Genomic DNA, 25,558 nt, shown 5'->3' with positions numbered 1-25,558 from the left:
CGCCTCAATCGTGGATATGTTGAAGGGCGTCACGCACCGGCAAAATGAGACAGCCTTTTGAAACGGCGTAGCGCACCAGAATGGAAAACGTGTCGGGCGTGCAGCCGTAGGGAGTTGGCGTCTCGCTGATATCGTGGGTGAAAAAAATGAGCCAGCCCGGCTGAGCGATGAGCGCATCGATCTGATTGGTCAGCGAAAGGGCATCGCTTTCGGGTTGCCTGATTTCCATTCCCCAAAGATAGGAGCGATTGATGGCACCGCGATTTATGCGATCCCCACCCCCACGGGCGGTCGTGAAGCGTTTTGCGAAAACCTTGCGATGGCGAAGCGAACCCTGATTGTAAGGATAGGCGAAGTTTCGCCTATCGGTGGTCGGGCTGAACTGATCCAGCAAATGCCGATTCCGGTCAAGATCCTCCGCCAACTCCAGCCCGCCAAGGGTTCGGACGGCTCTGTGTGCGTAGGTATGACAGCCGATCTCATGACCGGCATCGGCGAGCGACCTGCACCCTTCTACCGAAATCAGCTCTCGATCCGGCTCCTTCTTTCCCAACAGCCCACCAGCAATATAGAATGTTCCACAAACACCGCTGTGCTCAAGAATACGTGCGCCCGCTGACTGAGCGGTCGAAGGGACGTCATCAAAGGTGAAAGAGACAATCGGACGCGTGCAGGTCACATTCAAAGTGGAAACCGGCAGAGCCCGCATGGCTCTTTCCTCCAGCCGTTCCCGAACATATCCCAGTTTGGGCCATATTTCAGACAGCACTGACAGTTCTCCGCCCCCACGTGGCTCCTTCTGCCCCGTTGACGAGGCTCATTCGAGACTGCATCTCCAACCCGAAAATCGACACCAGCATGAAAAAGCAAATCGGGCTGCCGCTCTGGAAAAAGATGACCTCGAGACATCCGGCATAGATGACGTAGAGCCAAACGCGCATGAACAGCCGCGATAGAGCCGGGCTGTTTGAAAACGCACCCAGCCGCCCAACTGCGCGCAACGGCACGAAAACGACGAGGCCGACGGTTAGGATGAGACCTGGAATACCGGTTGTGAGAAGCGCATCCACATAGGCATTGTGCCCGTTGAATGCCTTTACTGCCCAGGTTTCCAGCCCGGCTGAACTCTGCGTGATATCCGCTGTCCGCCAGAAGCCCTGAAAGCCGTATCCTAAAATGGGTGATTGAGCGATGGCGTCAAAAGCGATCTTCCAGATATCGGTTCTGTTCGTAAAGGTAGGATCTACACCAAGGGATGCGATGAGGCCGCGAAATCCTTCGGAAAGGGCTGCTCCCAGCGCCAGCAGATTGAATGCCAAGATACCGCCGACTGCGATTAGCCATCTGCTCCAGCGAAATTTTTCAAATATCCATTGCAAAGTGAGGATGAGAGGCAGCATTGCGGTGGAAGACTTGCCGCCCGTTTGAAGCAAAAAGACAACAGACAGGATGACGATCGCGAGACCACTTTTCTTCCAACCGACACTGCGCAGGTAAAGCCCGAAAAACGCTGCAACAAGCATTACCGCCGCTGCAAGATTTTTATGGGAATACTGCCCCCTCCAGAAGCCTGCATTCATCGGCTCGATAAGTTCGGTGGGCTGGTGAATGGACAGTGTCGGCAAGAAAATCACGCCGAAATAGGCGATGCCAAGCGTGATCGCCGTGCCATACAGCAAAAGCCGGGAAAATTGCTGTTCGGAACGTGGCAGCAAAAGAAACATACCCGCATTGACGCACGTCAGTATCGCAAGGATCGTTCTTTTGATGGCATCCATTGGATGGCTCGAGAGGCTAGACGAGATAAGAAACCACGAGAACAGCGCGATGACGAGCCATTGCGGCTGGCAGATTCTGGACCGCAACGGATGGGTGATTGCCGCATAAAGCGTCAATAGCGTCAGTATGAGAAACGTGAGCTGGTTGATGGCGTTGGAGCCACCTGTTGCATCCGAACCACTGGCCTCAACGGTGACGAGATCAACAAACGGATTGGTCGTGACCCAGAAAAACAGGAAAAGGCCCATGAAGAGCAGCGCCCTCATCTTGTCGTGCTTTTCTGATCTTCCTTGTTCCAATGCCGTGGCTGCCTGCATCAGCTTGCTCGCTCAAAACGCCAGTTGTTTTGCCGCGCAAGCAAGAAGAGGCGCGTTGCAAGAACACCGACGACACCCAATATGAGGCCAGCGAGAACACCGCCAACGGCCAATAGCAAGGTCGGTGGTGGCCAACTCCGCTTTTCAGGGGGCACCGGCTCTGTGACAATTCGCAGATTGGAGACGCTGATCTGCTGCTGCTCGCTGGTCTCGCCAACGCGCTTCAGAAACGTATCGTAAAGTGCTGCCTTCGCCTGGCTGTTACGCTCTAACTCCTGTAACTGCACCTGCGAGTTGTCGTCCGTGGAGACACGCTTTTGCGCCTCTTCTAGCTGCGCCCGCAATGTGGTCACGGAGTTTTCCGCCTGGTCCAGATCAACCTGAATGGCCTGCAGCGATCTTTCTGTTTCCCGTGCCATTTCCGCCCGAAGCGTTCCAAGCTGCGCGCGTGTGCTGACCAACTTCGGATAACGCGCACCATAAGTCAGAGCCAGTTCTTCATACTGCTGCTTGAGAGTGCTGTATTGCGACCGCAGCGTAACGAGGGTCGGAGAATCCAGCGTATCTGCGGGGACAACGCCATCGGCGATCGGTTGGCTCAGTCTTCTGTAGCGTGCCTGCACATCCGATAATCTCGATGACGCCTCGTTCAGAAGTGTGTTCAACTGCGATACGCTTTGAATATTGACCGAACCGGTACCACCCAAGTTCTGAAGATTGTTCTCCTGGCGGAACTGCACAACGGCATTCGCAGCCTGCGTCACCGCCAGTCTCAGCTCTTCCAGACGGTTGGAAAGCGCCGTACTGGCATTCTTGGCAAGATCGGTTTGTGTTGCCTCAAGTTCTTCCCGAAAGGACTGCGCCAATGTGGAAAGAACAGCCACGGAACGATCCGGATCGCGCGTCCAAAGACTGATGGAGACAAGATAGGTACCGCCCTGCCGCGCGACCTTTATTCGCTTTGCAAGATTGCGCATCGCGACGACGACACCATCATCAGTGGAAGCAGGCGGCGTCGGCTTGAGCCAGTCGAACATTCCCTCTTCCGTGTCTGCAGCAGCATTGAATTCCGGAAGCTGGTGAAGATTTTCCTGCTCGACGGTTCGTCGCAGCACATTTCCTGATGTGATCAATAGCAGTTTACTGGAAATATCCAGAATTTGTGCGTCGCTCTGAATGTTCGGCGTGGTCAACTCGTTAGGCACGACCTGTCCCGTCGGCGGGGGCAGAAGAATATCCATGCTGGATGCAAAGCGCGGCTTGACGACCATACCAAAGCCGACCGCTAACACACCACCCAAAAGTGCAAAAACAGCGATAATGAGCAGGCCACGCCTGAGCCAATCCAGCACTTTGGCCAGCGTAATCAATGGATCAGAAGTTGCGCGTGCCCTCGGATGAGCGGTCGCACGAGGCTGCGCTTCGTCATAAACAGGTCTCGCTCGCTTCTCGCTCGGGTACTCGTACATGCCTTATCGTAACCTTTATATCAATCAAAACGAAACGCTTTCATTATATACGACCTTACTAAATCACATAGTCCGCTGATAAATCGTTTACAGGACGTCCATTTTTGCGGCATGGAGATAAGGTGATGATCACCAGCGATAAAAAGGACAAGCCACGGTTGATTGGGATGTTGCTGTCCTACAGCGCGTCCTCGGCAAGTCTATTGATAGCCAATGCTGCTCAGCTCGTCACTTTCGCAATTTTGGCACGCTCTTTCGGCGCGGAAGAATTTGGCCGATACGTCGCATTCATCGCCATAACTAGCATTGCCGTGCACTTGTGCGGGCTCGGCGCATCGGAATGTCTGGTTCGTCGTGTGCCACAAGATCCCACCTGTTTTTCACGGATATTTGGGCACAATTTGATTCTGACATTCGTCAGCGGGGCTGTTCTCGTTGCTCTGGGAACGGCTATATTGCCGGAATTCATCAGTTTTGGCGAAACGACCGGCAGCAACGTGTGGACGACATTCCAACTGGTGTTAACCAATGTCGTGCTTGTCAGGTTGATCATGCTGGGGGAAAGCATATTTCTCGCGCATTCGAGATATGCCGCGGCCAATGCATCAGTCGTCGGCTTTGCCTTCATGCGCACGGTAACGGCGGCACTCGCCTGTCTGGCTTTTCAGGTTGAAACCGTGGAAGGCTGGGCGACATGGCAGCTTGCCGCTCACCTGTTCACTCTTGCCCTCTACGCCTATTTCGCCTTTCGCATTGGCCGTCCCCAGTATGTGATCGAAAAAGATGAAATCCGGCTCGGACTGCTGTTTGCAACGCCCTTCATCTTTCGGGCGATCCGCCAGAACGTCGATCTTCTGGTGTTGGGCTTTGTGGCAAGCGCAGAAGTCGTGGGGAGCTATGGAGTGGCGCGCCGTATCACAGACAGCAGCTATATGGCGATAGATGCTCTGAACCGGCTGGTTTATCCGCGGCTTGCCGTTGCCAGCATGTCGGGCATTCACAACGCCTTCCGATTGACGATACGCATATTGGGCGCCGCTATTTTCTTGGGGCTTATCGCCGCCGTTGCGATCACGATTTCCGCTTCATTCATGCCGCTAATTTTCGGACCGGAATACGTCTCGCTTCCGCAGTTTTTGCGCATCATGGCTTGGTTGATCGTATTTATCGCCATCTGGTCAATCGCAGTCGATCTGCTAGGTGCTGCGGGTCAACACTCGTCACGTGCCTGGGTTCTCAATCTGTCGAATGGTGTCGGCGCAGTTCTGATCGGCCTAGCCGCATGGGCATGGCCACCCTACGGTATTTTCATTGCGGGTTACACAATAGAGCTCAGCATCGTTCTGGCGGCATGGATCGTCGTGAAAATCCATGTTTCTCGATCCTATGCAAAAAGTCAGGAGGTAAAGGCATGACATCAGATCAGAGCCCGAAGATCAGGCCCGCGCAACCGGCCGATGTTCCGCAGATCGCCGATCTGTTCACCTCCGTGTTTCGCAAGCGCTTTAAGCCGGACATGAAAGGCTTGAACACATATTTGTCGCAACTGTTATTCTCACATCCGAATTACATGCCGGAAAATGGAAGCATGGTCACTGCCGATGGCGCAGGGAGCGTCAAGAGCGCACTCATCACCGTGCCCCTTTCCTACAGAATCGGCGAAGAACCCGTAATCGCCCGATTGGCTTGCGCCTTCATGGCCGCAGAGGACGCAAATCCGCGCAGCATCGCGGTCCTCATTTTTCAATTGCGCCCACGAGGAGACCAGATCAGCTTTTCCGATAGCGCCGCACCCGTCAGCGTCGCTCACATGAAAGCAATCGGTGGCACCGAGCTGCCGGTGCAGGGGTTGCGATGGTACAAAATCTTTAAACCCATCTCAGCGACCGGCGGTTACATGAGACGCCGCATTGCCCCACGGCTTCCTCTTAACCTCGGCGCTGGAGGTCTGCCCAATCCTTCAATCATCGTCGGCAAACCACATGCCTCGGGCTACAGCGCAACAGAAGCGAAATCTGACGTGTACGCAGCTTATGCCAATCAATTTCTCACCCCTTACGCGGTCGCTCCGGTTTACACTGCTGACAGCCTTGAATGGACCATCAGCATGTCGAGCGGTCCCAACGGTCGTGGCAAGCTTACTCTCGCACAGGTGTATGATGAGAACGGCGACATATGCGGTGTCTTTTCGTTTGTCGGCGCTCCGGGCGGTGAAGCACAAATACTCGATCTTCTCTCACCAGCCAGCAAAAAGGATGCGGTCCTGGAAACCGCACTGGCCGCCCTGAAAGACGCAGGTTTTGCATTTGTATCAGCTCAGCTCAGAACGGAAATGATATCCGCATTATCCAAGCATCACAGTATCTGGTATCGCCATGTCACCGGGGTTTGCGCATCGTCCCGTTCAAGCGAATTCAAACAGGCAATGCAGAATGGCCAGGCCTATTTAGGCGGCATCGCAGGAGAAAGCTGGAGCCGGTTGGTGCGCGACTTCTATTAGCCTAATCACGTTCCATGAGAAAGTAGGTCGTAGGGCCGCTCGGCACGTCGTTCGTCAGTATGACAGCGTTCTGCCCTTCAGCGGCAATGATTGGGTTATATACACGCCCGTCTAGACCCACTGGAGAAATCCTGAATGCGCTGTCCGTCTCGAAGCGAATGCCGATTTCCATCTTTCGGATCAGCACAGGCAAACGCCCAAAATCTTCGATGACACGCTCGTCCGCGTCCCGAAACCTCATATCGGTGTTGTGCGCATCAGAGGCGAGTATCAACAGCATTCGCTTGCTTTGCTCGAGCGGCATGTCATCCAGCGAAGACATCGCGAATAGCCCTCTTCCGTCTGCGGACCGCAAGGTTACGAAACCGAGATCGACATCCGCATCGATCCCGTCGAAAGCAAGCGCCTGCGTCATCGGCGAGCGCAGCGCGAGCTTCTTGTCAGGCGCATGCAACTCCAACTCTCCGGTCTGGCTAGTGATGTTTCCAGCGTCCAGGTCGGCAAGGTGCGATGCGTCCAGCTCTCCACGTTGTTTCAACTGTGAAACGATCGCCGCAGGCGTCTGGCCGCCGCGCACCGGAGGTACGGCAACGTTGGTCTGATCAAGGTCCTGTTGAGATTGAAGACCAATACGGCCCAGCAAGGCGAGACGAGTCAGCATCTCCGGTTCCATGTCATTGATGCCATCGGGGAGATGCGCCTGCCCATCGGCCAGAAACGGTATGCGCAGCGACGAGGATTTCATGTCTCCACGGCGGAAAACAAGTGCGGCAAGGGTCTCGCCCGCCCGGGCTATCGGGTCCAGTGCTATCGCATAGGGAAGCATCTGTTTCTTATGCGCAAAGTCCTCGCCATATTTTAGAATAATGGGGCCGTGCGCATGTCTGCACAGCACATCCCAATCCTGCAACGCGGCAAGCGCCGGAGCTGCCAGACCGGCCTCGTATCGGTAGGGATTCCAGAAAAGATGATCATACTCAGTTAAAAAAAATGGCCGTCCCAACCAACGTGCGGCGGCTATCGTTCTGAGATAAAGCAGCCCATCCTCCAACGAACTCTTGCCCTGAATGCTGGTGCCGGGAGAATAGGAATCCACCCAATCCTGGTAGGTATTCATCGCAACAGCCTCTTGAATGCTGCGGGTAACGCCGGTCTGAATAGTCGGCCAGTTATTGTACGGAAGGATCACGCCGCGGAAACCAAGCTCGCGCAGCGCCTGCGTCATCTTGTGTGTCGCCCCCTGCTCCACCTCGATGAAAAACGACTGCAAGTCACGCATCCGCTCGCTACGCTCGTAGCGGTTGGTCGGCAAGGCGATGGACCGATCGGTCAGATTTCCCTTTGTTACCCACCAACCCCATTTCTGGATGAGCGCTTCGGACGTCTCATACTTGCGAGAAAGCCATTCATTGAACAGCGGCTTCAGTCGTTCGGAAAACGCAGCGCCACGCACACCTTCCTGCATCATGGAATCGAATTCCAATCCATTCTCATTGAATGGTACGATTGCGACCAGTGCCGGATCACGGACAGGCGCCGTACCTGTGTAAGGATTGACCTTGGCGAGAAAGCGTTTCTGAAATTCAAGCCAGTGATTGAAGTCGGCATCATCGATCTGGGCACCAAGTTTTAGATCGCCTTTCACCTCCCATCGATCGCTAAAACCGCCATGGGCGCCGCGAGAGGAACTGAGGCCATCCATGATCCAATAGATGCCGTTGCGCTTCAACGCTGCGAGCAAATAGTGGATTCGGCCTAAAACATCCGGGTTGAAATCGAAATCTGTTGACCGCCCCTCCATCAAGGCAGCGTCTACATAATGAAAACGGGCAACATTATAACCGTGCATTTTCAATTGAGCAGCGTAGCGGTCGGCTGTTTCGTGATCTGGAAAACCTCCCGACGCCGGGCTCCAGGCAAGGGAAGCACACAGAAAGCGAAGTGGCGCCTCACTGTTTTCAACCTTCGCCAGCTTTCCGGCGGCATTGATGACAATACGACCAGCCTCATCGATCGGCGAATTGGGGAGCATCCCGGAGAAGTCGAGTGGACTGCCGGGTCGAACCTCAAGCGATATGTCTCGCACGGGAAGCCAGTCGGCGGCCCAAATCGGCTGGTAGCTCAGCACTGAGGTGATTAGAATCGCGAAAAAAGTACGTTTCATCCGGATTTCAAAAGCCTGCTCTCAATCCACTTGGATGGCGGTTGGCGAGAAGCGAAAAAGCCAAGTGGTAGAGCGGCGGCATGAAAGCACCACGCCACGACCGCATAAAACCCCAAGGACAGACTCTTTTGCTTGATGCTCATCAAAGCGATTGGAAGCAAAAGCGCGCATACAAATGCGATGAAGCCCCCAACAGTATAAAAACCAGCAATCAGACATGCCAGCAAAAACGCCCACCAGACATAGACGCCGAACCATAGCCGAATTTCCGAAAGCTCGTCTGCCAAAGCCTTCAGACGGGATTGCTCCGATCCGGCTCTTAAAAGCTCTCCCACACCGCGCAGATATTTCGAGGACCAGCGACGCGTCAACAGCACGTAAGAATTGATGCTGTGGCCAAAGTGATCCACGAACCGTCTGTCCAGACGGTACAGCGTCCAGCCGCGCATTCGCAGTCGTTGCCCGAGATCGAACTCTTCATAACCATGCAGGTTCCGGTCTGAGAGATATCCAACCTCCTCAATGGCCGTGCGACGATAGAGACCACCGCCATTCAGACGATCCAGAACGCCACTACGATTTTCCGGGGCATTTCTTTGTACGCGCCGGGTGAATTCAAGATTATCAAGGTTGACTTCGTTGACGTGGCCGCTCACCCCCGCCACCCTTGGGTTCTCCCGCAAATACTCCAGCGCAGCCGGTAAAAATGTTGCGTCCAGCAACATGTCTCCATCCATCAGACAGATGAATTCACCTTTGCTGTACTGGAAACCAAGCTGGGGCCCGACGCCGCAGCTTGCCTTGGCAGGAGCCTGGATTTGCGCAATGACAACCGGATAGCGGGATGCGATTTCGACAGTTTTGTCACGCGATCCGCTATCGGCAACAATGATTTCCCCATCTATGCCAGACAGCGCCGTCAGGACGCTTTCGATAGCGGAGCCAATCCGCTTTTCTTCGTTCAGGGTTTTAAGGATGACCGATATCTTCAAATCTCTACCCTGCAACTAAGAAGCGATACTTTAAAATACATATTCCTTACAGAACGTATATCAAACTTTTCTTAAATGCTTAACAGCTGAGGGACAATCGATGAAGACAAAGATAGACTTCGGTGAATGGCAGATGAGACGCCGCTTCGGGAGGCAACATGAGCATCGAACTTTTTAACCTGACAGGCAAGCGCGCCCTCATCACCGGCTCGTCGCAGGGCATCGGCTATGCCCTGGCGCAGGGACTTGCAGCGGCGGGCGCAGACATTATCCTGAACGGTCGCGACGAGGCACGGCTGGCCGCAGCGGCCGAAACACTCCGGGCAAGGCATGCGCTTGCCTTTGATGCCACCGACCATGAAGCCGTGCGGTCGGCTATCGACGCTTTCGAGGAAAAGATCGGCACAATCGACATTTTGGTAAACAATGCGGGTATGCAACACCGCACGCCGCTTGAAGACTTCCCGGCCGATGCATTCGAGAGACTGATGAAAACCAATGTCTCAACCGTTTTCAACGTTGGACAGGCCGTGGCCCGTCACATGATCAAACGTGGCGCGGGCAAAATTATCAATATAGCCAGCGTTCAGACGGCACTAGCCCGGCCGGGTATCGCGCCCTACACCGCCACCAAGGGTGCAGTTGCCAACCTCACAAAAGGCATGGCCACTGACTGGGCTAGATATGGCCTTCAATGCAATGCGATCGCACCTGGATATTTCGATACGCCACTCAATTCTGCACTGGTGGCCGACCCTGCATTTTCAACCTGGCTCGAAAAGCGCACTCCTGCTGGACGCTGGGGCAAGGTTGAAGAGCTTGTCGGTGCGTGCATCTTTCTTGCATCCAACGCCTCGACATTCGTCAACGGACATATTCTTTATGTCGATGGTGGTATCACGGCGTCACTCTGAACCATGGCTGGATAATCCAACTCACGACAAGGCGACACCGTGATTTCAAGGGATAATCAGGCGTCTACCTTTTCTGCGACCTCATCCAGCAAAAAATGTACGATCACATATTTTGTCTGATACGGCGTTCCGCTATCTGATACATCTTTTTCGATTCCGCCATCGACTGGATGCCAGTTTTGATAGTGGGGATTATTGGCGATCAAAGTAATCGCCTTACCGGCAAACCTGCCCTGCAACCTATAGCGCGCCTCTGCAAGAGGCCAGATCCGTTCGTAATCGGCTTGGGTCATACGGACTTTCAGGGATTGGCGGGTAACGGGTCCGCCATAGGGTTCACCCGATGGGTCTGTCGCTGGAACCTTTAGCGTGACCTCCTCCGCATCGGTCAGAATGGAATTAAATTCATCTGGCCACATCCGTCTCATGAAATGCTCCTCCCAAGCGCTTCTTCGTCAGAATGATACTATAACGGGTCTTCGACGGCGCGCAATCATGATCTCATCGAGGAGGCGAGGCATTCACGCGAACGCAAAAGTACCCTGGTTGACTGAAGAAATCTGCGTGGTGACGCGTTGTCTCAGGGCCACGCGGAATATGACATTGTCTGCGCCTGCAATGTCATGTGCGATATTGAGGGCGCGATAAAAATCGATCTCCTTTTCGACAAAGCCGGTAATGACGACGCATCGGCCATCGGCCTGTACCGCAATATCGTGACCGGAAAAATTCGGCAGATAGCAAATTTCCGCTTCAATGGCAGCACAACGAGAGACAAGGCTGCTTCCCATACCGAAGCTGAAGGTATTGCTGTCATAAACACTGCTCAAAAACATCGCCGTCTCCATCGCGAACATGAATGTATGATGAACAAGTGATCATCGTGCATTCTCGTTCCCGTGAAGCGCATCAAAAGACTTTTCCAAGCAAAGAAAGCTACCGCGCGTGGAAGTGACGATGCATTCTTCAGCTTTTAGCTGACGAAAGATAGACACGTTGTCCGGTTGACTCCCAACCACTTCATCGCGCGATCATATTATGCAGGCGAATAAGTACTGCCAGCCGCGGCACCGCGTAGCTTCGCCCATAACCGATCATCGGTGAAATCACTGATGACGTCTGACGCTCCATTTTGTCTCAAAACAGCGTCATCCAACGCACCTCTCATTCCAAAGGTGTAAATCCCGGCGCCGGAAGCAGAGCGAATGCCAGGCGCTGAATCTTCGAATGCAACAGCCGACTCTCGTTCGACGCCCAAACGCCGCATGCCTTCAAGATAAGGATAGGGATCGGGCTTGGCATTCGGCAATTCGTCACCGATGAGGATGTGGTCCATCAAATGGATAATCCCGAGACCACCGAGCATTTTTTCAGCATTTTCCCGTGGCGCATTGGTCACCACGCAAATGCCGAGGTCATTGTCCTTTACCCAGTGAACAAGATCGATGAGACCGGCCTTCGGCTCAAGCGGTCCTGTTAAACTTTCACGGAAAAACTTCTCCTTGCGCTCCCCCAGAGCAAGGCGCTCAGGTTTCGGCAGGTCAGGAAACAAATCAGCCATGATGGCATCAATCGAAGCCCCCATGATTTTGGTCATATAATAATCTTCGGTAATCGATCTGTCGTAATCGGCCAGCAACCGTTGAAAAGCAGCGATATGAAGCGGGTCGGTATCCAGCATCGTGCCGTCGAGATCAAAAAGTAGGCTTGTTTTACCTGTCATCAACTATTCCTTGGGGTAGACCTGAACTCACAGCACTGTCATTGGCAAATGCCGGAAATCGCACAAGAAGCGATACCAGACCATTAATTTCTACGCTTATCAATGGCGCCGAGGCCGTCCATAATAGGTATATCGGCCCTGAACTCCTGGCGGTTTTAGAGAGTTTCGAACGGCCCTTTATCGACCTCACAAAAGCCGCATGACTTCACTGCGCGCAAACCCTTGCCTTGATAGCTCACTGCGTCCATATAGGCGCTATGACGGTTGATTCAAAAATATTCGTTGGGCTCAAATCTGCGCGCAAGAAGTCCGCTAGCGTAAGCGAACCCACAGGTCCGAAGTGCCAGTGGGACGGGTGCGAAAAGGTTGGAACCAATCGCGCCCCTGTCGGGCCCGGTGGTGAAGGTCTTTATCTGTTGTTCTGTCTTGAGCACGTCAAGGAGTATAACAAGGGCTACAGCTTTACGACTGCCCCTTCGAACGCGGATGTTGCGCGCTATCAGAAGGAAGCGGCGACGGGTAGCCGTGCGACGTTTGGAACGCGGGTTGATAAAGCCACCGAAATGCCGATGCCATCGACAGTCCGCTCCGGCTCTGCAAAAGCGTTGAATGCCCGCAAGACCGCAGCACAACGGCAGGCGCAAAAGGTAGAACTGCAAAAACGAAAGCTGAAGGTGCTCGAGGCCAAAGCCTTCGAAACGCTCGATCTTTCCTCTGAGGCGACACCGGAAGAAATCAGGACGCGCTACAGGGAACGGTTGAAAATGCACCATCCCGATGGCAATCAAGGTGACCGCACCTCTGAAGACGCCCTTCGCGCCACGATCGAGGCGCATAAAATTCTCAAACTGAATGGCTTTTGCTGATCAAAATAGACAAGAGAGTCGTCAATGGGTTGACGGCTGCCCGAGCATGGTCTGAAGCTCGTTCTTTGCCTCATCTGACAGATATGGCCGAAACAGGCTCGCCACCTGATTGAGCCCCCACTCAAGGTTCTCAGGCGCCAGTTCATCGACCCCTTCTTGGAGGTTGAGATAAACCGCCCAATAGGTCGATACGATCCAGACATTGGCCAGAAGTTGAGGCACCTCTTCGTCCGCTATAGAAATGAGCTGCGCTTGTCTCATCTTGCGAAGATTATCTTCAACGACAAGCCGCATTCCCAGACTGAGCGCACGGATTGGCTCTATAAGAGATGGAGCAATTGCGATGATACCCGGTAGATCGCGGAACATGTATCGATGTGCCCAAACGATCGAAAACCAACGTCGCAAAAACTGCGAGTAAATTCCAGCCTCGGCGGCGGAACTCAGGCTGGCTTGTGTCATGAACTGGGTGGCGTCCGACTCCAGTTTTTCAAATAATGCTTTTAAAAGCGCCTCCTTCGTTTTGAAGTGGTAATAGAGATTACCTTCATTGATGCCGACCGTCCGGGCAATCTGCGCCGTCGTCACGCGATCCGGGCCCATCTCATTGAACAAAACGAGCGTAGCATTCAAGATACGCTCTCGTGTGCCGACGCCCTTTTCGCTTCCTCTGTCTTTATCCAATGTCTTCGGCATGCACGCCCCTTGCATTACTAAGGTACTCACCTTAGATATTTGAGGTAAATACCTTAAATCAGGTATCCCATCGGTGGCTGGCAATCAAGGATATGACCCGTGGATATGACAGATATGACCGACCACAAACTGAAGAAAAGCTTCCCTCTGACGCGGCAATCGACACTCGGCGCGCTTGCCGCGATCGTGCGAAACCCGTTGGACGCGATTCCGCCATCAATCTTTACAGAACCGCTCGTCTTTTCGAAGACCGCGGGCGATATGAAGGTTTATCTGGCAGATCCAGTGCTCATCCATGAGGCATTGGTAAAGAACGCGGATGCTCTAGAAAAAGGCGAGCAGGTACGACGCGCTTTGGGGCCAGCTCTCGGCCAGGGCTTGCTGACGTCTGATGGGGCTCACTGGAAATGGCAACGGCAGTCGGTCGCTGGTGCTTTTCGCCATGACAAACTGCGAGAGCTGCAGCCGGTGATGATCGCTGCGGCGGAACGGACCCGGGACAGGTTGGCGGCAGTGCATGGTCGCACGGTCGACATCGGCCATGAGATGATGCGTACCACCTTCGATATCATTGTCGAAACGATGATGTCCGGCGGTTACGGTATCGATGTTGATCGCGTCGAGAGTGGTATTTCCGATTTCCTCAAGCCGACGGGCTGGAGTTTCGCACTCGGCCTTTTGAACGCACCGGAATGGATACCCTATCCCGGAAAACGCAAGGCGAAAGCAGCGGTTGAATTTCTGCGAACCAGCCTCATGGGCGTGGTCGAAGAAAGGCGAAGAACCCCTAGTGATCGCCATGATCTGGTAAATCTGCTCCTCGCTGCATCGGACCCGGAAACAGGTCGGACAATGTCCGACGCCGAAATCGTTGACAATCTGATGACTTTCATCACGGCAGGTCATGAAACAACGGCGCTTGGTCTTGCATGGACACTGGACCTGCTCGCCAGAAACCCGGCGGTGGAGAACAAAGTATGGGCCGAACTCCAAGCGGTTACGGAGGGGCAAACAGTCACTGCCGAACATATTGCTGGGCTCGCCTATACGCAGCAAGTGTTTTCCGAAGCGATGCGCCTTTATCCACCTGCACCTATCATCACCAGAGCCGCGCTCAAGGACTTTCAGCTGGGTGATTACCTGATTCCGAAGGGCACTGTGTTGATCGTGCCGATATATGCGGTTCATCACCATGCCAGTCTCTGGCCGGACCCTGACGTGTTTGATCCTGATCGCTTCGGTCCTGATACGGCAAAGACCAGGCATCGATATGCATATATGCCTTTCGGCGCAGGTCCTCGAGTGTGTATCGGAAACGCTTTTGCGATGATGGAGGCGACGGCCATTCTGGCAGTTCTGCTACAAAAATTTCGACCCGTTGCCATCGCACCGAAGGCTCCTATGCCGGTCATGAAGATAACGCTCCGTCCCAGAAACACACTCACCATGAGGCTCGTTGCCCGGTGATGGCTGGCTCACGTCATATTTTTCTCCCACATCGGCTGCTTTTAATAATCAGTCGACCGGGTGGAATTCAGGTTTGCCGCGAAAGGTTATAGAGCTTACTGGTGGCATGAGGTGGGAGAGCTTTATCGAGTGTTCCCGCCTAACATCCGAGCCGCAGATCGAAAATCAGGCGCCTTATTTCAGGATAAACACATGACAAAAACACCGCGTAGACCCGTGAACGCAATGGACGCCGCAGAGGCCTTGTTTAAACCCGCCAAAAAACCTGCGCCCCCTGCCCCGGAACGACCAGCAATTCCAAACGGCAAGGAAATGGTTTCAATTCGCATCGACAATGACATTCTCGCATTTTTTCAGGAAGATGGCCCTGGTTGGCAGGACCGAATTAACGACGCATTGCGCGCGGCAATCAAACTCGAACGCTGAACAGCAATCTATTTGCTGCACTTATTGCTCTCCTAAGTTGAAGATTTCCATCCCAAGCTGGACGAGGCCTCCATGGTGGTATAACCCTTCCATGTGACCATCATCGGCTTGATTCAATGATACAATCAAGTCCGGAATAGAATCGAGAAGGGTTATAAAAGTGCTTTCACTTCCAGCTATCTTGGGCATTTCAATCGGCGCCGCTGGCTTTGCAGCTTTTAGCCGCAAAAACAAACCTTGGAGTACCCTAAAAAGAATTTGCTATTTCGTTGCCGCCACGATCGGCATTCTGATTGTGATGCTGGCTGTGAATTTTGGCCTGTATTATGCCGAGCTGAAGTCCTGACTATCAGGTGGAAACCGGGCACTTGGGTGCAGTATTGAGTTCGAAACAAAAACGGCCTGGAAATTTCCAGGCCGTTTTTGTTTTCGGAATAAAACTCAGTGCGACTGTGGCTATCGCGCAGCCTGAGACAAATCCACATCGTCAGCGACGATTGCAACGGCTTCATCCCGCAGAACGTCTTTTGCATTTTTCCTTGCGTTTTCAATCGCAAGATTGGCGCTCAAACTACGCTCATTCGCTTGCAGACCATCATCCTCATTCCGTAGGACACCGTCGTCTGCCTGCTCACGCGCCTTGAGGCGACTTGCAAGAGCCGTCATTTCATTTCTGCGTTGGGTCTCGTTCAAAGAGATCGTGCGCTTTTCTCGTTGGGCCTTGAGATCGGCAACGTCTTCCACGAAACGCTGGAAAGCCTGATCGTCTTTGATCCGGGCTTCATGGCGGGTGCCAAGTTGCGGCAACAGCTTTGCCATGTTGTCGTTGGCCGCATATTTGGCAGGCTTGATCTCAACAAAAGGCAATGCATTGTCATAACTGGATTCACCCAGAAGCTTGGGATCCGAAAGCCCCGGCAGACTGATGTCTGGCGTCACACCGCGCAACTGGGTCGTACCACCGTTGATGCGGAAGAATTGCGCGATCGTCAATTTCAGCTGGCCCAGCTCCGGTGTGCTCTTTCGCGCTACCCTGTCGAGATCGACCACAGTCTGCACGGTGCCTTTGCCGAAGCTCGGTTCACCGATAATCACGCCGCGCCCGTAATCCTGGATTGCTGCGGCAAAAATTTCCGATGCCGAAGCGGAGCCGCGGTTGATTAACACACCCAGCGGACCTGCCCAAGCGGGTGCGGAAAGATCGTCGCTTTCGACCTTGATGTTGCCTTCTGCATCGCGCTGCTGAACGATTGGGCCCTTGCCCACGAACAAGCCGGTCAAATCAATTGCCTCAGCCAGCGAGCCGCCGCCATTGTCACGCAGGTCGATCAAGACGCCATCGACTTTCTCACTCTTCAGTTCGCCAAGGAGCTTGGCGACGTCACGGCTTGCGCTTCTATAATTCTTGTCGCCATTTCGCCGGGCGTCGAAATCCTCATAGAATGTCGGTAGCGTGATAACGCCTACCTTGCGCGTGACACCGTCTTTTACAACGGGCAGAACGGTTTTCTTCGCAGCCTGTTTTTCAAGACTCACCTTGTCGCGTACAAGGTTGATCGTGCGGTGGTTTCCATTTTCTCCAGCGTCTGCTGGCAAAATGTCGAGACGCACGATGGAATCTTTTTCGCCGCGTATCATCTGAACCACTTCATCAAGCCGAGTACCGACGACCTCCTTGACGGCACCGTCTTTGCCCTGACCGACGCCGATGATACGATCACCCACCGCCAGCTTGCCGGACAATTGCGCCGGGCCACCGGCTACCAACTCTCTGATTGTCGTATAACCGTCTCGCTCCTGCAAGACTGCGCCAATACCGACGAGCGAGAGCTTCATCGAAATGTCGAACTCGTTAGAGGCTGCTGCGCTGAAATAGTCCGTATGCGGATCGACAGCCGTTGTGTACGCAGCCATGAATGTCTGGAACACATCGTCACTCTTGTAGGGATAAACGCGTTCCAGAATATTCTTATATCGTTTGTCGAGCGTATCGCGAATGGCAGCATCGGCTTGACCCGCCAGTTTCAGACGCAGCCAATCACTTTTGACCCGCTTGCGCCAAAGTTCATGACTTTGCGCATCCGATTGTGCCCAAGGCGCATCCTCTCGGAAGATAGGGTAATCCTCCTGAACGCTGAAGTCGAAACCCTGCTTGAGCAGGCTTCGCGCGTAGGTCATCCGATCAAGGACGCGTTGCGTGTAGACATTGAAAATCGAAAATGGAATATCGAGATCTTCATTCAGAATGGCATCATCGATACTGGTGCGATCAGCCATGAACTTGTCGATGTCGGCCTGCATGAACAACATGCGGTCTGGGTCCAGCGACCTGATGAACTTGTCCATGATTTTCGTCGACAGAACATCATCCAGCGGAACAGGCTTGTAGGCATAGCGCCCCAGGAACTGAGCGCTTAAATTTGCCGCCTCGGCTTGGCTTTTTGAAGGTGCCAAAACAGGAGGAGGTGCGACCTCCTGAGCAAATGCAGAGGACGCGACCAAAATCAAGCCGACTAAACCGTACTTCATGCGCATTCAGCGTTATTCCTTGTTGGCATCTCGAACCATATTGCCTCATCCTAAAGAGCAATTATGATCTTTTCACAAGTATGCATTGGATGTTTCCGCGAAAAGGACGAGATCTTGGTTCGCTATCACGCGAGCAAACAGATACAGCACGGCTGTAAGAGACAGCCACGGAGAAGAGAAAATTATAAAGATAATGGTATTACTGCACAGCGCGCAGGGCATGGAGTGGCAGTCTCCGCCGAAAGGCACGAGCCTGAAGACATTGGGCGAAGCTGAAGAGCAAGGCTTCATTCTTATCCGTGGCGAGTTCCAAAAACGACAATTCCGCCTGACCAGTCTTGGTTTCGAGTATGTCGAGCGCGACAAGAGACGTCTGGAAGCGCGCAGACTTTAATCTGATGAGTCCGACGGGAAATGTGCTTACGAAACTGGACCACGCTTTTCATCTTGATGAAAGGGAACCGACAACAGCTGTGGCCGGTTTCACGGCGGATCGTCGTGCCGCAAACCTCAAGTGGCTTCTCAAGAGATGTTTAATCGTCAACCGATCCTAAAATGCCCGTGGATAAGCCTAGTGCTTTTGAACAGGGCCGTTCCGGCACCGTCAATCTGACGAAATCGCATTTGGAAATGATGAGGCGCAGCATGGGACAAAGGGACGGATGGTCGTGGCAATCACTGCGTGAAAATTATCTGACCATACCAACGTTGTTGCGTTCGATACCGATCGGCGTCGTTATCGCTGCCGGGGTTCTTGCAACGACGTGGACCCACAATCTTCTAAGCGATCACCAGGACATGGTTGTTCATACCTACGAGGCAATCGACAAGACGAAAGACGTTCTTATCGCGTTGGATGACGCTGAAACTGGACAAAGAGGTTATCTGGTCAGCAGCGACCGACGCTACCTTGCCCCGTATGAGGGTGCGCTGACGCGTCTGAAAACGTTGGAAAGCGAGCTGCTGAACAGGGTATCCGATAACTCCAGCCAGGTTGAGAGGGTCAAACAGCTGGGCGGACTCATCGATAGGAAGCTGGCTGAACTGAGCCAATCCATAAAGCTTCACGACGCGGAAGGCGCTGAAGCCGCACGGACTCAGGAAATCGGATACATGGCAGAGGCCACAATGGATCGAATTCGCGAGGTCATCCGCGAAATTACCGATAGTGAGCGCAATTTGGTGCAGACCCGCCAAGCGGAAGTCGACGCCGACGAACTTCGGGTGCGATTGGTAGCGATCGTGGTCGGACTGGCATCGTTTCTCACCCGCGCCGGCGTCGAAATCTACCTGACACGGAAACGGCGCTCACCTGGCAACGACTTGTCGCTTTGACCTTGCGACCTGCCTTCCGCCTCAGTCAGCTCGTTCGTCTTTTGTGCAAACACCTGCTAGAACGATAGACGGCTGATTATGAGGTTTTGGTATCATCTTCAGAGTTTTAAACACTGGACCGAATCTGGAGAGCATTCATGGGCTGGAAAACACCAAAGTTTGAATATGTGAATGGGTACAAGATCGTCGAGATCGACGGACCTGCCTTCAAAGTCTACGATGGTGACCAACAATTGGGAGACCATTTCCCCTATTCCGGCGAGGCCGCTGCCTACGCAAACTCTTTGCCAAAGCGAGATAGTCAGCGCAGCTAGGCGGCGAGCCTGCAGCATAACCGTCAAACTCTGCCAATGAATGCGAAGTGAAATTGACAAACACACCTCTTCACTCAGGCTTGGAATCTCTTGGTTGGTCCAGCTTTTTCGCGGATCAGGTCAAGCCATCAGAAGCAGACCTCGCGCCCAGACGCGTTGCATCGGTCCACAGGGGACGCATCGAGGCGATTGACGCAACTGGGCCAATCAAGCTCGAACTACCTGACGCTAACACGGCTGACTTTGCGGTGGGCGATTGGATACTGGCAGATCCTCTATCCGACATGTTCGTCAAGAGGCTCGAGCGAAAAACAGTTTTTCAGCGGCGCCCCGAGGTCGGACGGAGCCGACAACTCGTTGCAGCCAATATCGACACACTGTTGATCGTCACATCGTGTAATGCCGACTTCAATATCGAACGTCTGGAGCGCTACCTGATCATGGCAAACGAGGCCGGAAGCAAACCGGTCATCGTTTTGACGAAGGCTGACACCGTAGACGATGCCGGGCAGTTTCAGGTCGAGGCCCAGAGTTTGCAACGTGACCTTCCTGTCATCGCTGTGAATGCGCGCTCTGCCGATGCACGCGCCCTTTTAAGTCCATGGTGCGGCGTCGGCCAAACGATTGCTTTGGTGGGTTCCTCGGGGGTTGGAAAGTCGACGCTTGTGAACAGTCTCACAGGACTTGAATCGCACTTGCAGCAGAAAACCGGAACCATTCGCGAATATGACGCGCAAGGCCGTCACACCACCACCGCGCGATCACTGCATGTCATTCCAGGTGGTGGTCTGATGATAGACACGCCGGGGATAAGAACGCTCTTCGTCAGCGACGTCACGGATGGGATCGAGACGCTTTTCTCGGACATAACGGAACTGGCACCGCTTTGCCGATTTCGTGATTGTACCCATGCGCATGAACCTGGCTGCGCGGTTCAGGCTGCGGTCAAAAGCGGTACTCTAGCCGCTGATCGCGTTGAACGCTGGCGCAGCCTCGTTTCGGAAAACCGTGACAGAACGCCTGTTGTCAGCGGCCCACGCGGCAACAAGATTGCTCACAAGAAAAAATATTGAAGCGGCCGTACCAACAGACACGGAAACGCCCGCGTCGGCAGCGGGCGTAAGGTCGATCCGGTATTAGGCAAACAGTTGTTCAGCGAGCAACCGACTGGCGAGCGACGCTGTAGATGTCGGCGCGGTTGATGCCGAGATCGTTCAGTTCTCGTGAGCTCATCCGGCCCAGTTCAGTGACAGTCTGGCGATACTTGCGCCAGTTATTAAAAGTGCGTGCTGCGTTCATGATGATCCCCTTTCGTGAGGTCTCTTGACGCTAGCCACCTGCTTCGGTTCCAACGTCGTTTCGATGATCTCGATATAGGTGTTCAAAGCTTATCGATAAGACGCAAAGCATCATGCCGGCCATGCGTTCACAACATGGGTCGATACGCTGATCGATCAAAACGAATGCATCACGCCCGGAAACGTTCAAAGGCTGTTAGGTGCTTGAGAGGTGGATCGGCATCAGGATGGCGATAGATTTCTGCTCTGAGATAGTGGAGTTCTTCGTCAAGCGCTTCCTCCCCGATCTCGATCCACCATGCTTTGGGGCGACCGTCTGTTCCGTCAGACCAGCGATAGCCTCGTGATTTGAGGTTGTCCTTGAGATCGAAGGGGCTGTTCTCTGCAAATATACGCACACGCGACCTCTGGCTTGCTTGGTACAATTCGGCAAAGGCGGTGGATGCGGGGGCGCTGACGTCCCGAGCCAGAACCTCCAGAAGTGCAAAACAATCATCAACCGCCCGATGGCCGTCATGGAAGTAACCCGCTTGACCGATGAGGTAGGCCAGCTTGGTGCCCTCATATCCCCGTGCCGACCAGTCGATTTCGGCATTGGAACATGCCCATGCCTTCCTTTGAAACAGAGGAGAAAACGTCTCGCAAAATGGCCGGTCGAAACCAGCATTGTGAGCGATGATCAGATCAGCCGGTTCAACAAGCGTTTGCACCATTGCCATATCTATAACATGGCCAGCAACCATATCGTCAGTAATGCCGGTGAGCCGTGTGATCTCCGGCGGTATGGAAACGCTCGGCTGCCGTAAACCACCATAGATGCCGGTGACGTCACCAATATTTCCTGTCGCATCGAAAGTGAAAGCGACCAGACCAATTTCGATGATCTCATCCTTGCGGGCACTAAGCCCGGTCGTCTCGGTATCGAGAATAATACCCCGCAGGGGAAATTCTGGACGCACTGACTGTGCAATCGTCCGCGGCACTAGTTTTTGCAATATCCTGTAGCGACCTGTCTCCAAGAGATGCCGAACCATGGCATCCTCGCCCATCGGCTGCGATTTTGCATATCTGGAGGAAGTGCGTGGGGGCGCTCGGTCACACGAAGGCTGCTCCGAAAACATATCAAACTGGTCTGTCATCTTACTTCTATCGCCTCATCGCTGACTGCGACCTTCGCAACACGACAGGGTGGCTCTGGAGCATGTGCGGCCAAAAACGGCAGCACATAATATCAATGAACTTGAGTCTCTTCGCCTTCAAGGAAGCTGCGAATCCCGTCTTTTTCGCATGTGGCTAGAAATTCTTCCCACGCATCCTTATCAGTTGCAAAAGGCTCTTCCCATGACGTTACATCATCCTGCTCTGTGACCACCTCCATTTGCCAATCGTTATTTGTTCCGGCAGGCCGAAAGATGTCGACAAGCACTGTAATGCCGCCATCTTCGAATTCGCCTGAAAATTCCGAATGTTCAAGCTTTAGTTTTTTCGGCATATCAGCCCCTGTATCGCACTAAATAATTTCAAGCTTGCCGTTTTAACGGCTCGACGCCTGGATGTCGACAGCAGCGTACCCGCGGCGACGGTAACACAAGACGAAACGGAGCCGGAAATCGATGGGGATAACGACCTCCCGCTTGACACTACCGGCTCCAACATCAGAAAAACGGAAAGGCCAATCGCTTGGGGGACCGGTCATTTCTTTGTTGGATACCCACACAACACACTGGTTGGCAGACAACGCGCCAGCCGAAACGCACACGGAAGCAAGAGCCTTCTGTTTGCGCATTATCAAGGAATTCTACGACATCGACTATACCCCTGCGTGGCATGCCGATCTGGATTCTATGTTGGGGCCAACATCGTGTAATTGGTTTTCGACAGAGCGTGGCGGAGGCTTTCTCCTAGTCCGAAATGAGCGAGGAGCTATCGTTGCGGCTGGCGGCTTCTACGGCCTCTTAAACAAACCATCGACGGCAGATCGATTGTACGACCGTTATCGCGATCCGACCCACGTGTGCCAAATCGTTCGAGTATATCTGGACCCTCTGATCCGTGGAAAAGGACTAGGGACGGCAATGGCGAAGGCTTTGGAAACAGAGGCGCGAAACCTGGGCTATGTCACATCATATCTTCATGCCGACGCACAGACGCCCAACACACTCAGCTTCTGGAAGAGCTTGGGTTACCGGGAGTTCGGTCGCTTTTCGTACCCCTCCCCAAACGGCATAGATACCAGCGTTGACTTCGAAAAACCCCTGAGCGCGATCAGTGATGATTGAAGATTTTTTGTTGAGTGTGGCAATCAGCTGGCGTGGAGTTTTCACCAGACCAGCCCATCGTGACCGCGTGTTCCTACAATATCAAGACTCCCGGGACGCTCGGGCCAGGTCCTGAAACGCGGTAAATGTAGCGTACCGCTTGGCATGAATGTCCGCCAGTTCCCCTTCGACGGGGATGTAGGTGCGCGCGACACGGCAGAGATTTGTCATCGCTGTACGTGCATCAGCAAAGGCACCGCTGGCGACAGCGCCGAGGATGGCCGAGCCGAGCAGCACTGGCTCCTCCGACACCGTGGCAACAACCGGTTTACCGCAGGCATCAGCGAGAACCTGACGGACGAGATCATGCTGACCGGCGCCGCCACTAATGACAACGCGCTCGACATTTGCTCCGGCTTTTGCCTGGGCCTCGATGATTTGCCGTAGGCCATATCCAATGCCACAAAGTCCGGCGACATAGAGTGCCACGAGGCTGTCGAGGTCACGGTCCATGCCGAGGCCGGTGATGACCGCACGCGCGTGCGGATCGGCAAAGGGCGCGCGGTTACCGAGAAATTCGGGAACGACGTGTAGACCCAATGCAAGGCGAACGACTTCGGACGCGCTGCCCGCACTTGGCGCAGCCGCATCGGCAATAAGCACCGGTAATGGCACCCCGTGCGCAGACGCCTTCACCTGAGCATCTGCGGCGGCGGGATGAAACGAAAGTAACTGGTCGATTGCCGCGCCTGCGGCGCTCTGGCCGCCTTCGTTGAGCCACATGCCAGGCACCATCGCAGAGTAGTACGGACCCCATACGCCCGGTACGAAGACCGGCTCGGCAGTCGAAGTCATGGTGCAGGAAGACGTTCCGAAGACATAGGCAAGATTGTTCTCCGGACTGCCGCCGACACCCGCAGTTCCGATCCCGCCAGCATGGGCATCGATCATTCCGGCAGCAACGGCCGTACCCGGCAACAGCCCCATGGCCTTTGCCGCGTCCTGCGTCAGACCTTGCCCAAGCGGCGTTCCCGGCTCAACAATGGTGGTGCCGATCCGGGCAAAGTTTTCGCTGGCCAGTGTTCCAAGGCCGATCTTGTCGAAATAGCTTGGGTCCCACCTCTTTTCATGCGCCAGATAGGTCCACTTGCAGGTGACGGTGCAGGTCGACCGGGCCATGTCACCGGTGGCTTTCCAGGTCAGGAAGTCGGCGAGATCGAAGAACTGCCATGCTGCATCAAAGGTTTTCGGGCGATTTTCCTTCAGCCATAGAAGCTTTGGTGTCTCCATCTCCGGCGAGATCCGGCCTCCAACATAACGCAGCACGTCATGTCCGAGAGCATTGATCCGCTCAGCCTGGCCAACGGCGCGGTGATCCATCCAGACGATGATGTCGCGGTTCTCGTCCTCCGATGGTCCCACGGCCAAAGGACGCCCACCCTCACCCAATACCACGAGTGAGCAAGTCGCATCGAAACCCATACCGATGATCGCAGCCGGATCGACGCCACTCGCACTGACCACCTCCCGCACCACAGCGCAGACGGCATCCCATATTTCGGTACTCGACTGTTCAACGATCGCACCGGCATCGCGAAACAGCGAAATATCCTGCTTGGCCGATGCCAGCATGTGGCCATCCAGATCGAAAAGGCCAGCTCGCGCGCTTCCAGTGCCGACATCAATGCCGATCAGGTAGCCCGACACGGTGGTGTTCGCTGTATTGTTCATTGTGCTTGGCTCTTAAAAGTCTTGGGATCGAAAGATGGCCGTTGGCGCCGATCAGAGATCGACGCTGTTCGGCAGGATGACGAGATCACGGATGGTTATGTTGCGCGGTCGCGACAACATGAACAGAACGGCGTCTGCCACTTCCTTTGGCTGCATCAGGCTGCCATTGGCAAGCGCATCCTCCAGCTTGGCCTTCGGCCAGTCGTCGATCAAGGCCGTAACCACTGGACCGGGCAGCACCGCGCCGACACGCACGCCGTGCGGGGCCACTTGGCGACGGGTGGAATGCACGAAAGCCTGAACCGCGAACTTCGATGCCGTATAGATCGGCTCCCAAACAACGGGCACGACACCGGCGATCGAACTGGTGAACAGGATGTCGCCCGACTTCTGGGCAATCATGTATGGAAGCACTGCATGAACCGAACGGAAGGCCGCATTGATGTTGAGGTTCAGCATCCGGTCCCACGCATCTGGATCGCCCTCAGCCACTGGTCCGCCAACATAGGCTCCGGCATTAGCATGAAAAATATCCAGACCGCCCGCAATTTCCAAGATGCGCGGCAGCATGGCCGAAACTTCTGGTCCGTTCAGCAGGTCGACCACTAATGGCTTGGCTTTGTCCCCGAGTTCGGCACACAGAGCCTCTAATTTGTCTTTGGCGCGGTCGATCAACACGACGGTTGCGCCTTCGGCCAGCAGGGTGCGGGCGCATTCCAGGCCGATGCCCGATGCAGCGCCCGTTATAGCCGCAACCTTGCCTTTCATAAGTTCAGTCAT

27 protein-coding genes are annotated in these 25,558 nt (G+C 54.2%); 12 read left to right on the top strand and 15 right to left on the bottom strand.

Annotated elements, in window-relative coordinates; translation table 11 throughout:
• Positions 1–4 precede the first annotated feature (4 nt).
• From ATO67_RS10140 to ATO67_RS10130, 3 genes are read right to left on the bottom strand one after another with little or no spacing between them, the layout of a single operon-like run.
• On the bottom strand, positions 5–709 hold the full coding sequence (locus ATO67_RS10140; protein ID WP_067648295.1) for a polysaccharide deacetylase family protein: 705 nt from the start codon (positions 707–709) through the stop codon (positions 5–7).
• 49 nt (positions 710–758) lie between these two features.
• Positions 759–2,096, bottom strand: a complete 1,338-nt coding sequence (locus ATO67_RS10135) for an O-antigen ligase family protein (RefSeq protein ID WP_082760226.1) — start codon at positions 2,094–2,096, stop codon at positions 759–761.
• A complete protein-coding gene (locus ATO67_RS10130) occupies positions 2,096–3,565 on the bottom strand; it encodes a GumC family protein (RefSeq protein WP_082760225.1) in 1,470 nt (489 codons plus the stop codon). Before ATO67_RS10130 ends, ATO67_RS10135 begins: the two co-directional genes overlap by 1 nt.
• 125 nt (positions 3,566–3,690) lie before the next feature.
• On the opposite strand from ATO67_RS10130, the gene ATO67_RS10125 reads away from it, so the two are divergent.
• Together ATO67_RS10125 and ATO67_RS10120 are read left to right on the top strand one after the other, a co-directional pair.
• The gene (locus ATO67_RS10125; RefSeq protein WP_245303953.1) at positions 3,691–4,980 is read left to right on the top strand and encodes a lipopolysaccharide biosynthesis protein; all 1,290 of its coding nucleotides are present in this window, start codon (positions 3,691–3,693) and stop codon (positions 4,978–4,980) included.
• A complete protein-coding gene (locus tag ATO67_RS10120; protein WP_067647879.1) occupies positions 4,977–6,065 on the top strand; it encodes a hypothetical protein in 1,089 nt (362 codons plus the stop codon). Before ATO67_RS10125 ends, ATO67_RS10120 begins: the two co-directional genes overlap by 4 nt.
• 1 nt (position 6,066) lies before the next feature.
• Here the strand turns inward: ATO67_RS10120 and ATO67_RS10115 are convergent, their stop codons facing one another.
• Both ATO67_RS10115 and ATO67_RS10110 read right to left on the bottom strand, forming a co-directional pair.
• Positions 6,067–8,229 (bottom strand): glycoside hydrolase, encoded by a 2,163-nt coding sequence (locus ATO67_RS10115; RefSeq protein WP_067647876.1) that lies wholly within the window; start codon positions 8,227–8,229, stop codon positions 6,067–6,069.
• Entirely contained in the window at positions 8,226–9,221 is a 996-nt protein-coding gene (locus tag ATO67_RS10110; RefSeq protein ID WP_067647873.1) for a glycosyltransferase family 2 protein, read from the bottom strand. Before ATO67_RS10110 ends, ATO67_RS10115 begins: the two co-directional genes overlap by 4 nt.
• A gap of 158 nt (positions 9,222–9,379) precedes the next feature.
• Between ATO67_RS10110 and ATO67_RS10105 the strand changes: the two genes are divergently transcribed.
• Positions 9,380–10,135, top strand: coding sequence for an SDR family oxidoreductase (locus tag ATO67_RS10105; RefSeq protein ID WP_067647869.1), 756 nt, complete (start codon positions 9,380–9,382; stop codon positions 10,133–10,135).
• Positions 10,136–10,191: 56 nt separating this feature from the next.
• Here ATO67_RS10105 and ATO67_RS10100 read toward each other — a convergent pair whose 3' ends face one another.
• The 3 genes from ATO67_RS10100 to ATO67_RS10090 form a co-directional block, all read right to left on the bottom strand.
• Entirely contained in the window at positions 10,192–10,554 is a 363-nt protein-coding gene (locus ATO67_RS10100; protein ID WP_067647866.1) for a hypothetical protein, read from the bottom strand.
• 102 nt (positions 10,555–10,656) lie between these two features.
• The gene (locus ATO67_RS10095) at positions 10,657–10,971 is read right to left on the bottom strand and encodes a BON domain-containing protein (RefSeq protein ID WP_158667348.1); all 315 of its coding nucleotides are present in this window, start codon (positions 10,969–10,971) and stop codon (positions 10,657–10,659) included.
• Positions 10,972–11,171: 200 nt separating this feature from the next.
• Positions 11,172–11,858, bottom strand: a complete 687-nt coding sequence (locus ATO67_RS10090; RefSeq protein ID WP_067647861.1) for an HAD family hydrolase — start codon at positions 11,856–11,858, stop codon at positions 11,172–11,174.
• A gap of 257 nt (positions 11,859–12,115) precedes the next feature.
• Here ATO67_RS10090 and ATO67_RS10085 point away from each other — a divergent pair, with 257 nt between their 5' ends.
• The gene (locus tag ATO67_RS10085; protein WP_067647858.1) at positions 12,116–12,724 is read left to right on the top strand and encodes a J domain-containing protein; all 609 of its coding nucleotides are present in this window, start codon (positions 12,116–12,118) and stop codon (positions 12,722–12,724) included.
• A 21-nt stretch (positions 12,725–12,745) separates the two neighbouring features.
• Here the strand turns inward: ATO67_RS10085 and ATO67_RS10080 are convergent, their stop codons facing one another.
• Positions 12,746–13,420 (bottom strand): TetR/AcrR family transcriptional regulator, encoded by a 675-nt coding sequence (locus tag ATO67_RS10080; RefSeq protein WP_067647855.1) that lies wholly within the window; start codon positions 13,418–13,420, stop codon positions 12,746–12,748.
• A gap of 105 nt (positions 13,421–13,525) precedes the next feature.
• Here ATO67_RS10080 and ATO67_RS10075 point away from each other — a divergent pair, with 105 nt between their 5' ends.
• The 3 genes from ATO67_RS10075 to ATO67_RS23085 all read left to right on the top strand — a co-directional run bounded on the left by ATO67_RS10075 (position 13,526) and on the right by ATO67_RS23085 (position 15,659).
• On the top strand, positions 13,526–14,887 hold the full coding sequence (locus tag ATO67_RS10075; RefSeq protein WP_067647851.1) for a cytochrome P450: 1,362 nt from the start codon (positions 13,526–13,528) through the stop codon (positions 14,885–14,887).
• A 192-nt stretch (positions 14,888–15,079) separates the two neighbouring features.
• Positions 15,080–15,313: a BrnA antitoxin family protein gene (locus ATO67_RS10070; RefSeq protein WP_067647848.1), complete on the top strand. Its 234-nt coding sequence runs from the start codon at positions 15,080–15,082 to the stop codon at positions 15,311–15,313.
• Between the two features lie 160 nt (positions 15,314–15,473).
• Positions 15,474–15,659 carry a hypothetical protein gene (locus ATO67_RS23085; RefSeq protein ID WP_157940953.1) on the top strand — a complete coding sequence of 62 codons (186 nt, stop codon included), beginning with the start codon at positions 15,474–15,476 and terminating at the stop codon, positions 15,657–15,659.
• Positions 15,660–15,769: 110 nt separating this feature from the next.
• Here ATO67_RS23085 and ATO67_RS10065 read toward each other — a convergent pair whose 3' ends face one another.
• Positions 15,770–17,848, bottom strand: a complete 2,079-nt coding sequence (locus ATO67_RS10065; RefSeq protein WP_067647845.1) for a carboxy terminal-processing peptidase — start codon at positions 17,846–17,848, stop codon at positions 15,770–15,772.
• 187 nt (positions 17,849–18,035) lie between these two features.
• Here ATO67_RS10065 and ATO67_RS10060 point away from each other — a divergent pair, with 187 nt between their 5' ends.
• The 4 genes from ATO67_RS10060 (at position 18,036) to rsgA (ending at position 20,564) form a co-directional block, all read left to right on the top strand.
• Positions 18,036–18,236, top strand: coding sequence for a hypothetical protein (locus ATO67_RS10060; RefSeq protein ID WP_067647842.1), 201 nt, complete (start codon positions 18,036–18,038; stop codon positions 18,234–18,236).
• Between the two features lie 251 nt (positions 18,237–18,487).
• On the top strand, positions 18,488–19,177 hold the full coding sequence (locus ATO67_RS10055) for a CHASE3 domain-containing protein (RefSeq protein ID WP_157940952.1): 690 nt from the start codon (positions 18,488–18,490) through the stop codon (positions 19,175–19,177).
• A gap of 137 nt (positions 19,178–19,314) precedes the next feature.
• On the top strand, positions 19,315–19,491 hold the full coding sequence (locus ATO67_RS23265) for a hypothetical protein (protein ID WP_170063882.1): 177 nt from the start codon (positions 19,315–19,317) through the stop codon (positions 19,489–19,491).
• A 47-nt stretch (positions 19,492–19,538) separates the two neighbouring features.
• Positions 19,539–20,564, top strand: coding sequence for a ribosome small subunit-dependent GTPase A (gene rsgA, locus ATO67_RS10050; protein WP_425352197.1), 1,026 nt, complete (start codon positions 19,539–19,541; stop codon positions 20,562–20,564).
• 79 nt (positions 20,565–20,643) lie between these two features.
• Here rsgA and ATO67_RS22350 read toward each other — a convergent pair whose 3' ends face one another.
• From ATO67_RS22350 to ATO67_RS10040, 3 genes are all read right to left on the bottom strand, one after another.
• A complete protein-coding gene (locus tag ATO67_RS22350; RefSeq protein ID WP_082760223.1) occupies positions 20,644–20,790 on the bottom strand; it encodes a DUF1127 domain-containing protein in 147 nt (48 codons plus the stop codon).
• 169 nt (positions 20,791–20,959) lie between these two features.
• Positions 20,960–21,928: a 3'-5' exonuclease gene (locus ATO67_RS10045; protein ID WP_067647832.1), complete on the bottom strand. Its 969-nt coding sequence runs from the start codon at positions 21,926–21,928 to the stop codon at positions 20,960–20,962.
• Positions 21,929–22,020: 92 nt separating this feature from the next.
• Positions 22,021–22,281: a hypothetical protein gene (locus ATO67_RS10040; protein WP_067647829.1), complete on the bottom strand. Its 261-nt coding sequence runs from the start codon at positions 22,279–22,281 to the stop codon at positions 22,021–22,023.
• A 121-nt stretch (positions 22,282–22,402) separates the two neighbouring features.
• Here ATO67_RS10040 and ATO67_RS10035 point away from each other — a divergent pair, with 121 nt between their 5' ends.
• Positions 22,403–23,068: a GNAT family N-acetyltransferase gene (locus tag ATO67_RS10035; protein ID WP_082760222.1), complete on the top strand. Its 666-nt coding sequence runs from the start codon at positions 22,403–22,405 to the stop codon at positions 23,066–23,068.
• Between the two features lie 81 nt (positions 23,069–23,149).
• On the opposite strand, the gene ATO67_RS10030 is transcribed toward ATO67_RS10035, so the two are convergent.
• Positions 23,150–24,778, bottom strand: a complete 1,629-nt coding sequence (locus ATO67_RS10030; RefSeq protein ID WP_067647825.1) for an FGGY-family carbohydrate kinase — start codon at positions 24,776–24,778, stop codon at positions 23,150–23,152.
• A 51-nt stretch (positions 24,779–24,829) separates the two neighbouring features.
• The gene (locus ATO67_RS10025; protein WP_067647822.1) at positions 24,830–25,558 is read right to left on the bottom strand and encodes an SDR family oxidoreductase; all 729 of its coding nucleotides are present in this window, start codon (positions 25,556–25,558) and stop codon (positions 24,830–24,832) included.

Origin of the sequence: Agrobacterium bohemicum, assembly GCF_001562555.1 — a bacterium.
GTDB classification, from domain to species: domain Bacteria; phylum Pseudomonadota; class Alphaproteobacteria; order Rhizobiales; family Rhizobiaceae; genus Agrobacterium; species Agrobacterium bohemicum.
The sequence above is the reverse complement of the archived record's forward strand: the minus strand, read 5'-3'. Positions and strand labels throughout refer to the sequence as shown.

Excerpts from the sequence above, each read along its gene's own strand:
- ATO67_RS10140 (WP_067648295.1), bottom strand. The coding sequence starts at position 709 with ATGCGGGCTCTGCCGGTTTCCACTTTGAATGTGACCTGCACGCGTCCG.
- ATO67_RS10135 (WP_082760226.1), bottom strand. The coding sequence starts at position 2,096 with ATGCAGGCAGCCACGGCATTGGAACAAGGAAGATCAGAAAAGCACGAC.
- ATO67_RS10130 (WP_082760225.1), bottom strand. The coding sequence starts at position 3,565 with ATGTACGAGTACCCGAGCGAGAAGCGAGCGAGACCTGTTTATGACGAA.
- ATO67_RS10125 (WP_245303953.1), top strand. The coding sequence starts at position 3,691 with ATGATCACCAGCGATAAAAAGGACAAGCCACGGTTGATTGGGATGTTG.
- ATO67_RS10120 (WP_067647879.1), top strand. The coding sequence starts at position 4,977 with ATGACATCAGATCAGAGCCCGAAGATCAGGCCCGCGCAACCGGCCGAT.
- ATO67_RS10115 (WP_067647876.1), bottom strand. The coding sequence starts at position 8,229 with ATGAAACGTACTTTTTTCGCGATTCTAATCACCTCAGTGCTGAGCTAC.
- ATO67_RS10105 (WP_067647869.1), top strand. The coding sequence starts at position 9,380 with ATGAGCATCGAACTTTTTAACCTGACAGGCAAGCGCGCCCTCATCACC.
- ATO67_RS10100 (WP_067647866.1), bottom strand. The coding sequence starts at position 10,554 with ATGTGGCCAGATGAATTTAATTCCATTCTGACCGATGCGGAGGAGGTC.
- ATO67_RS10095 (WP_158667348.1), bottom strand. The coding sequence starts at position 10,971 with ATGTTTTTGAGCAGTGTTTATGACAGCAATACCTTCAGCTTCGGTATG.
- ATO67_RS10090 (WP_067647861.1), bottom strand. The coding sequence starts at position 11,858 with ATGACAGGTAAAACAAGCCTACTTTTTGATCTCGACGGCACGATGCTG.
- ATO67_RS10085 (WP_067647858.1), top strand. The coding sequence starts at position 12,116 with ATGACGGTTGATTCAAAAATATTCGTTGGGCTCAAATCTGCGCGCAAG.
- ATO67_RS10080 (WP_067647855.1), bottom strand. The coding sequence starts at position 13,420 with ATGCCGAAGACATTGGATAAAGACAGAGGAAGCGAAAAGGGCGTCGGC.
- ATO67_RS10075 (WP_067647851.1), top strand. The coding sequence starts at position 13,526 with ATGACAGATATGACCGACCACAAACTGAAGAAAAGCTTCCCTCTGACG.
- ATO67_RS10070 (WP_067647848.1), top strand. The coding sequence starts at position 15,080 with ATGACAAAAACACCGCGTAGACCCGTGAACGCAATGGACGCCGCAGAG.
- ATO67_RS10065 (WP_067647845.1), bottom strand. The coding sequence starts at position 17,848 with ATGCGCATGAAGTACGGTTTAGTCGGCTTGATTTTGGTCGCGTCCTCT.
- ATO67_RS10060 (WP_067647842.1), top strand. The coding sequence starts at position 18,036 with ATGGTATTACTGCACAGCGCGCAGGGCATGGAGTGGCAGTCTCCGCCG.
- ATO67_RS10055 (WP_157940952.1), top strand. The coding sequence starts at position 18,488 with ATGGGACAAAGGGACGGATGGTCGTGGCAATCACTGCGTGAAAATTAT.
- ATO67_RS23265 (WP_170063882.1), top strand. The coding sequence starts at position 19,315 with ATGGGCTGGAAAACACCAAAGTTTGAATATGTGAATGGGTACAAGATC.
- ATO67_RS22350 (WP_082760223.1), bottom strand. The coding sequence starts at position 20,790 with ATGAACGCAGCACGCACTTTTAATAACTGGCGCAAGTATCGCCAGACT.
- ATO67_RS10045 (WP_067647832.1), bottom strand. The coding sequence starts at position 21,928 with ATGACAGACCAGTTTGATATGTTTTCGGAGCAGCCTTCGTGTGACCGA.
- ATO67_RS10040 (WP_067647829.1), bottom strand. The coding sequence starts at position 22,281 with ATGCCGAAAAAACTAAAGCTTGAACATTCGGAATTTTCAGGCGAATTC.
- ATO67_RS10035 (WP_082760222.1), top strand. The coding sequence starts at position 22,403 with ATGGGGATAACGACCTCCCGCTTGACACTACCGGCTCCAACATCAGAA.
- ATO67_RS10030 (WP_067647825.1), bottom strand. The coding sequence starts at position 24,778 with ATGAACAATACAGCGAACACCACCGTGTCGGGCTACCTGATCGGCATT.
- ATO67_RS10025 (WP_067647822.1), bottom strand. The coding sequence starts at position 25,558 with ATGACTGAACTTATGAAAGGCAAGGTTGCGGCTATAACGGGCGCTGCA.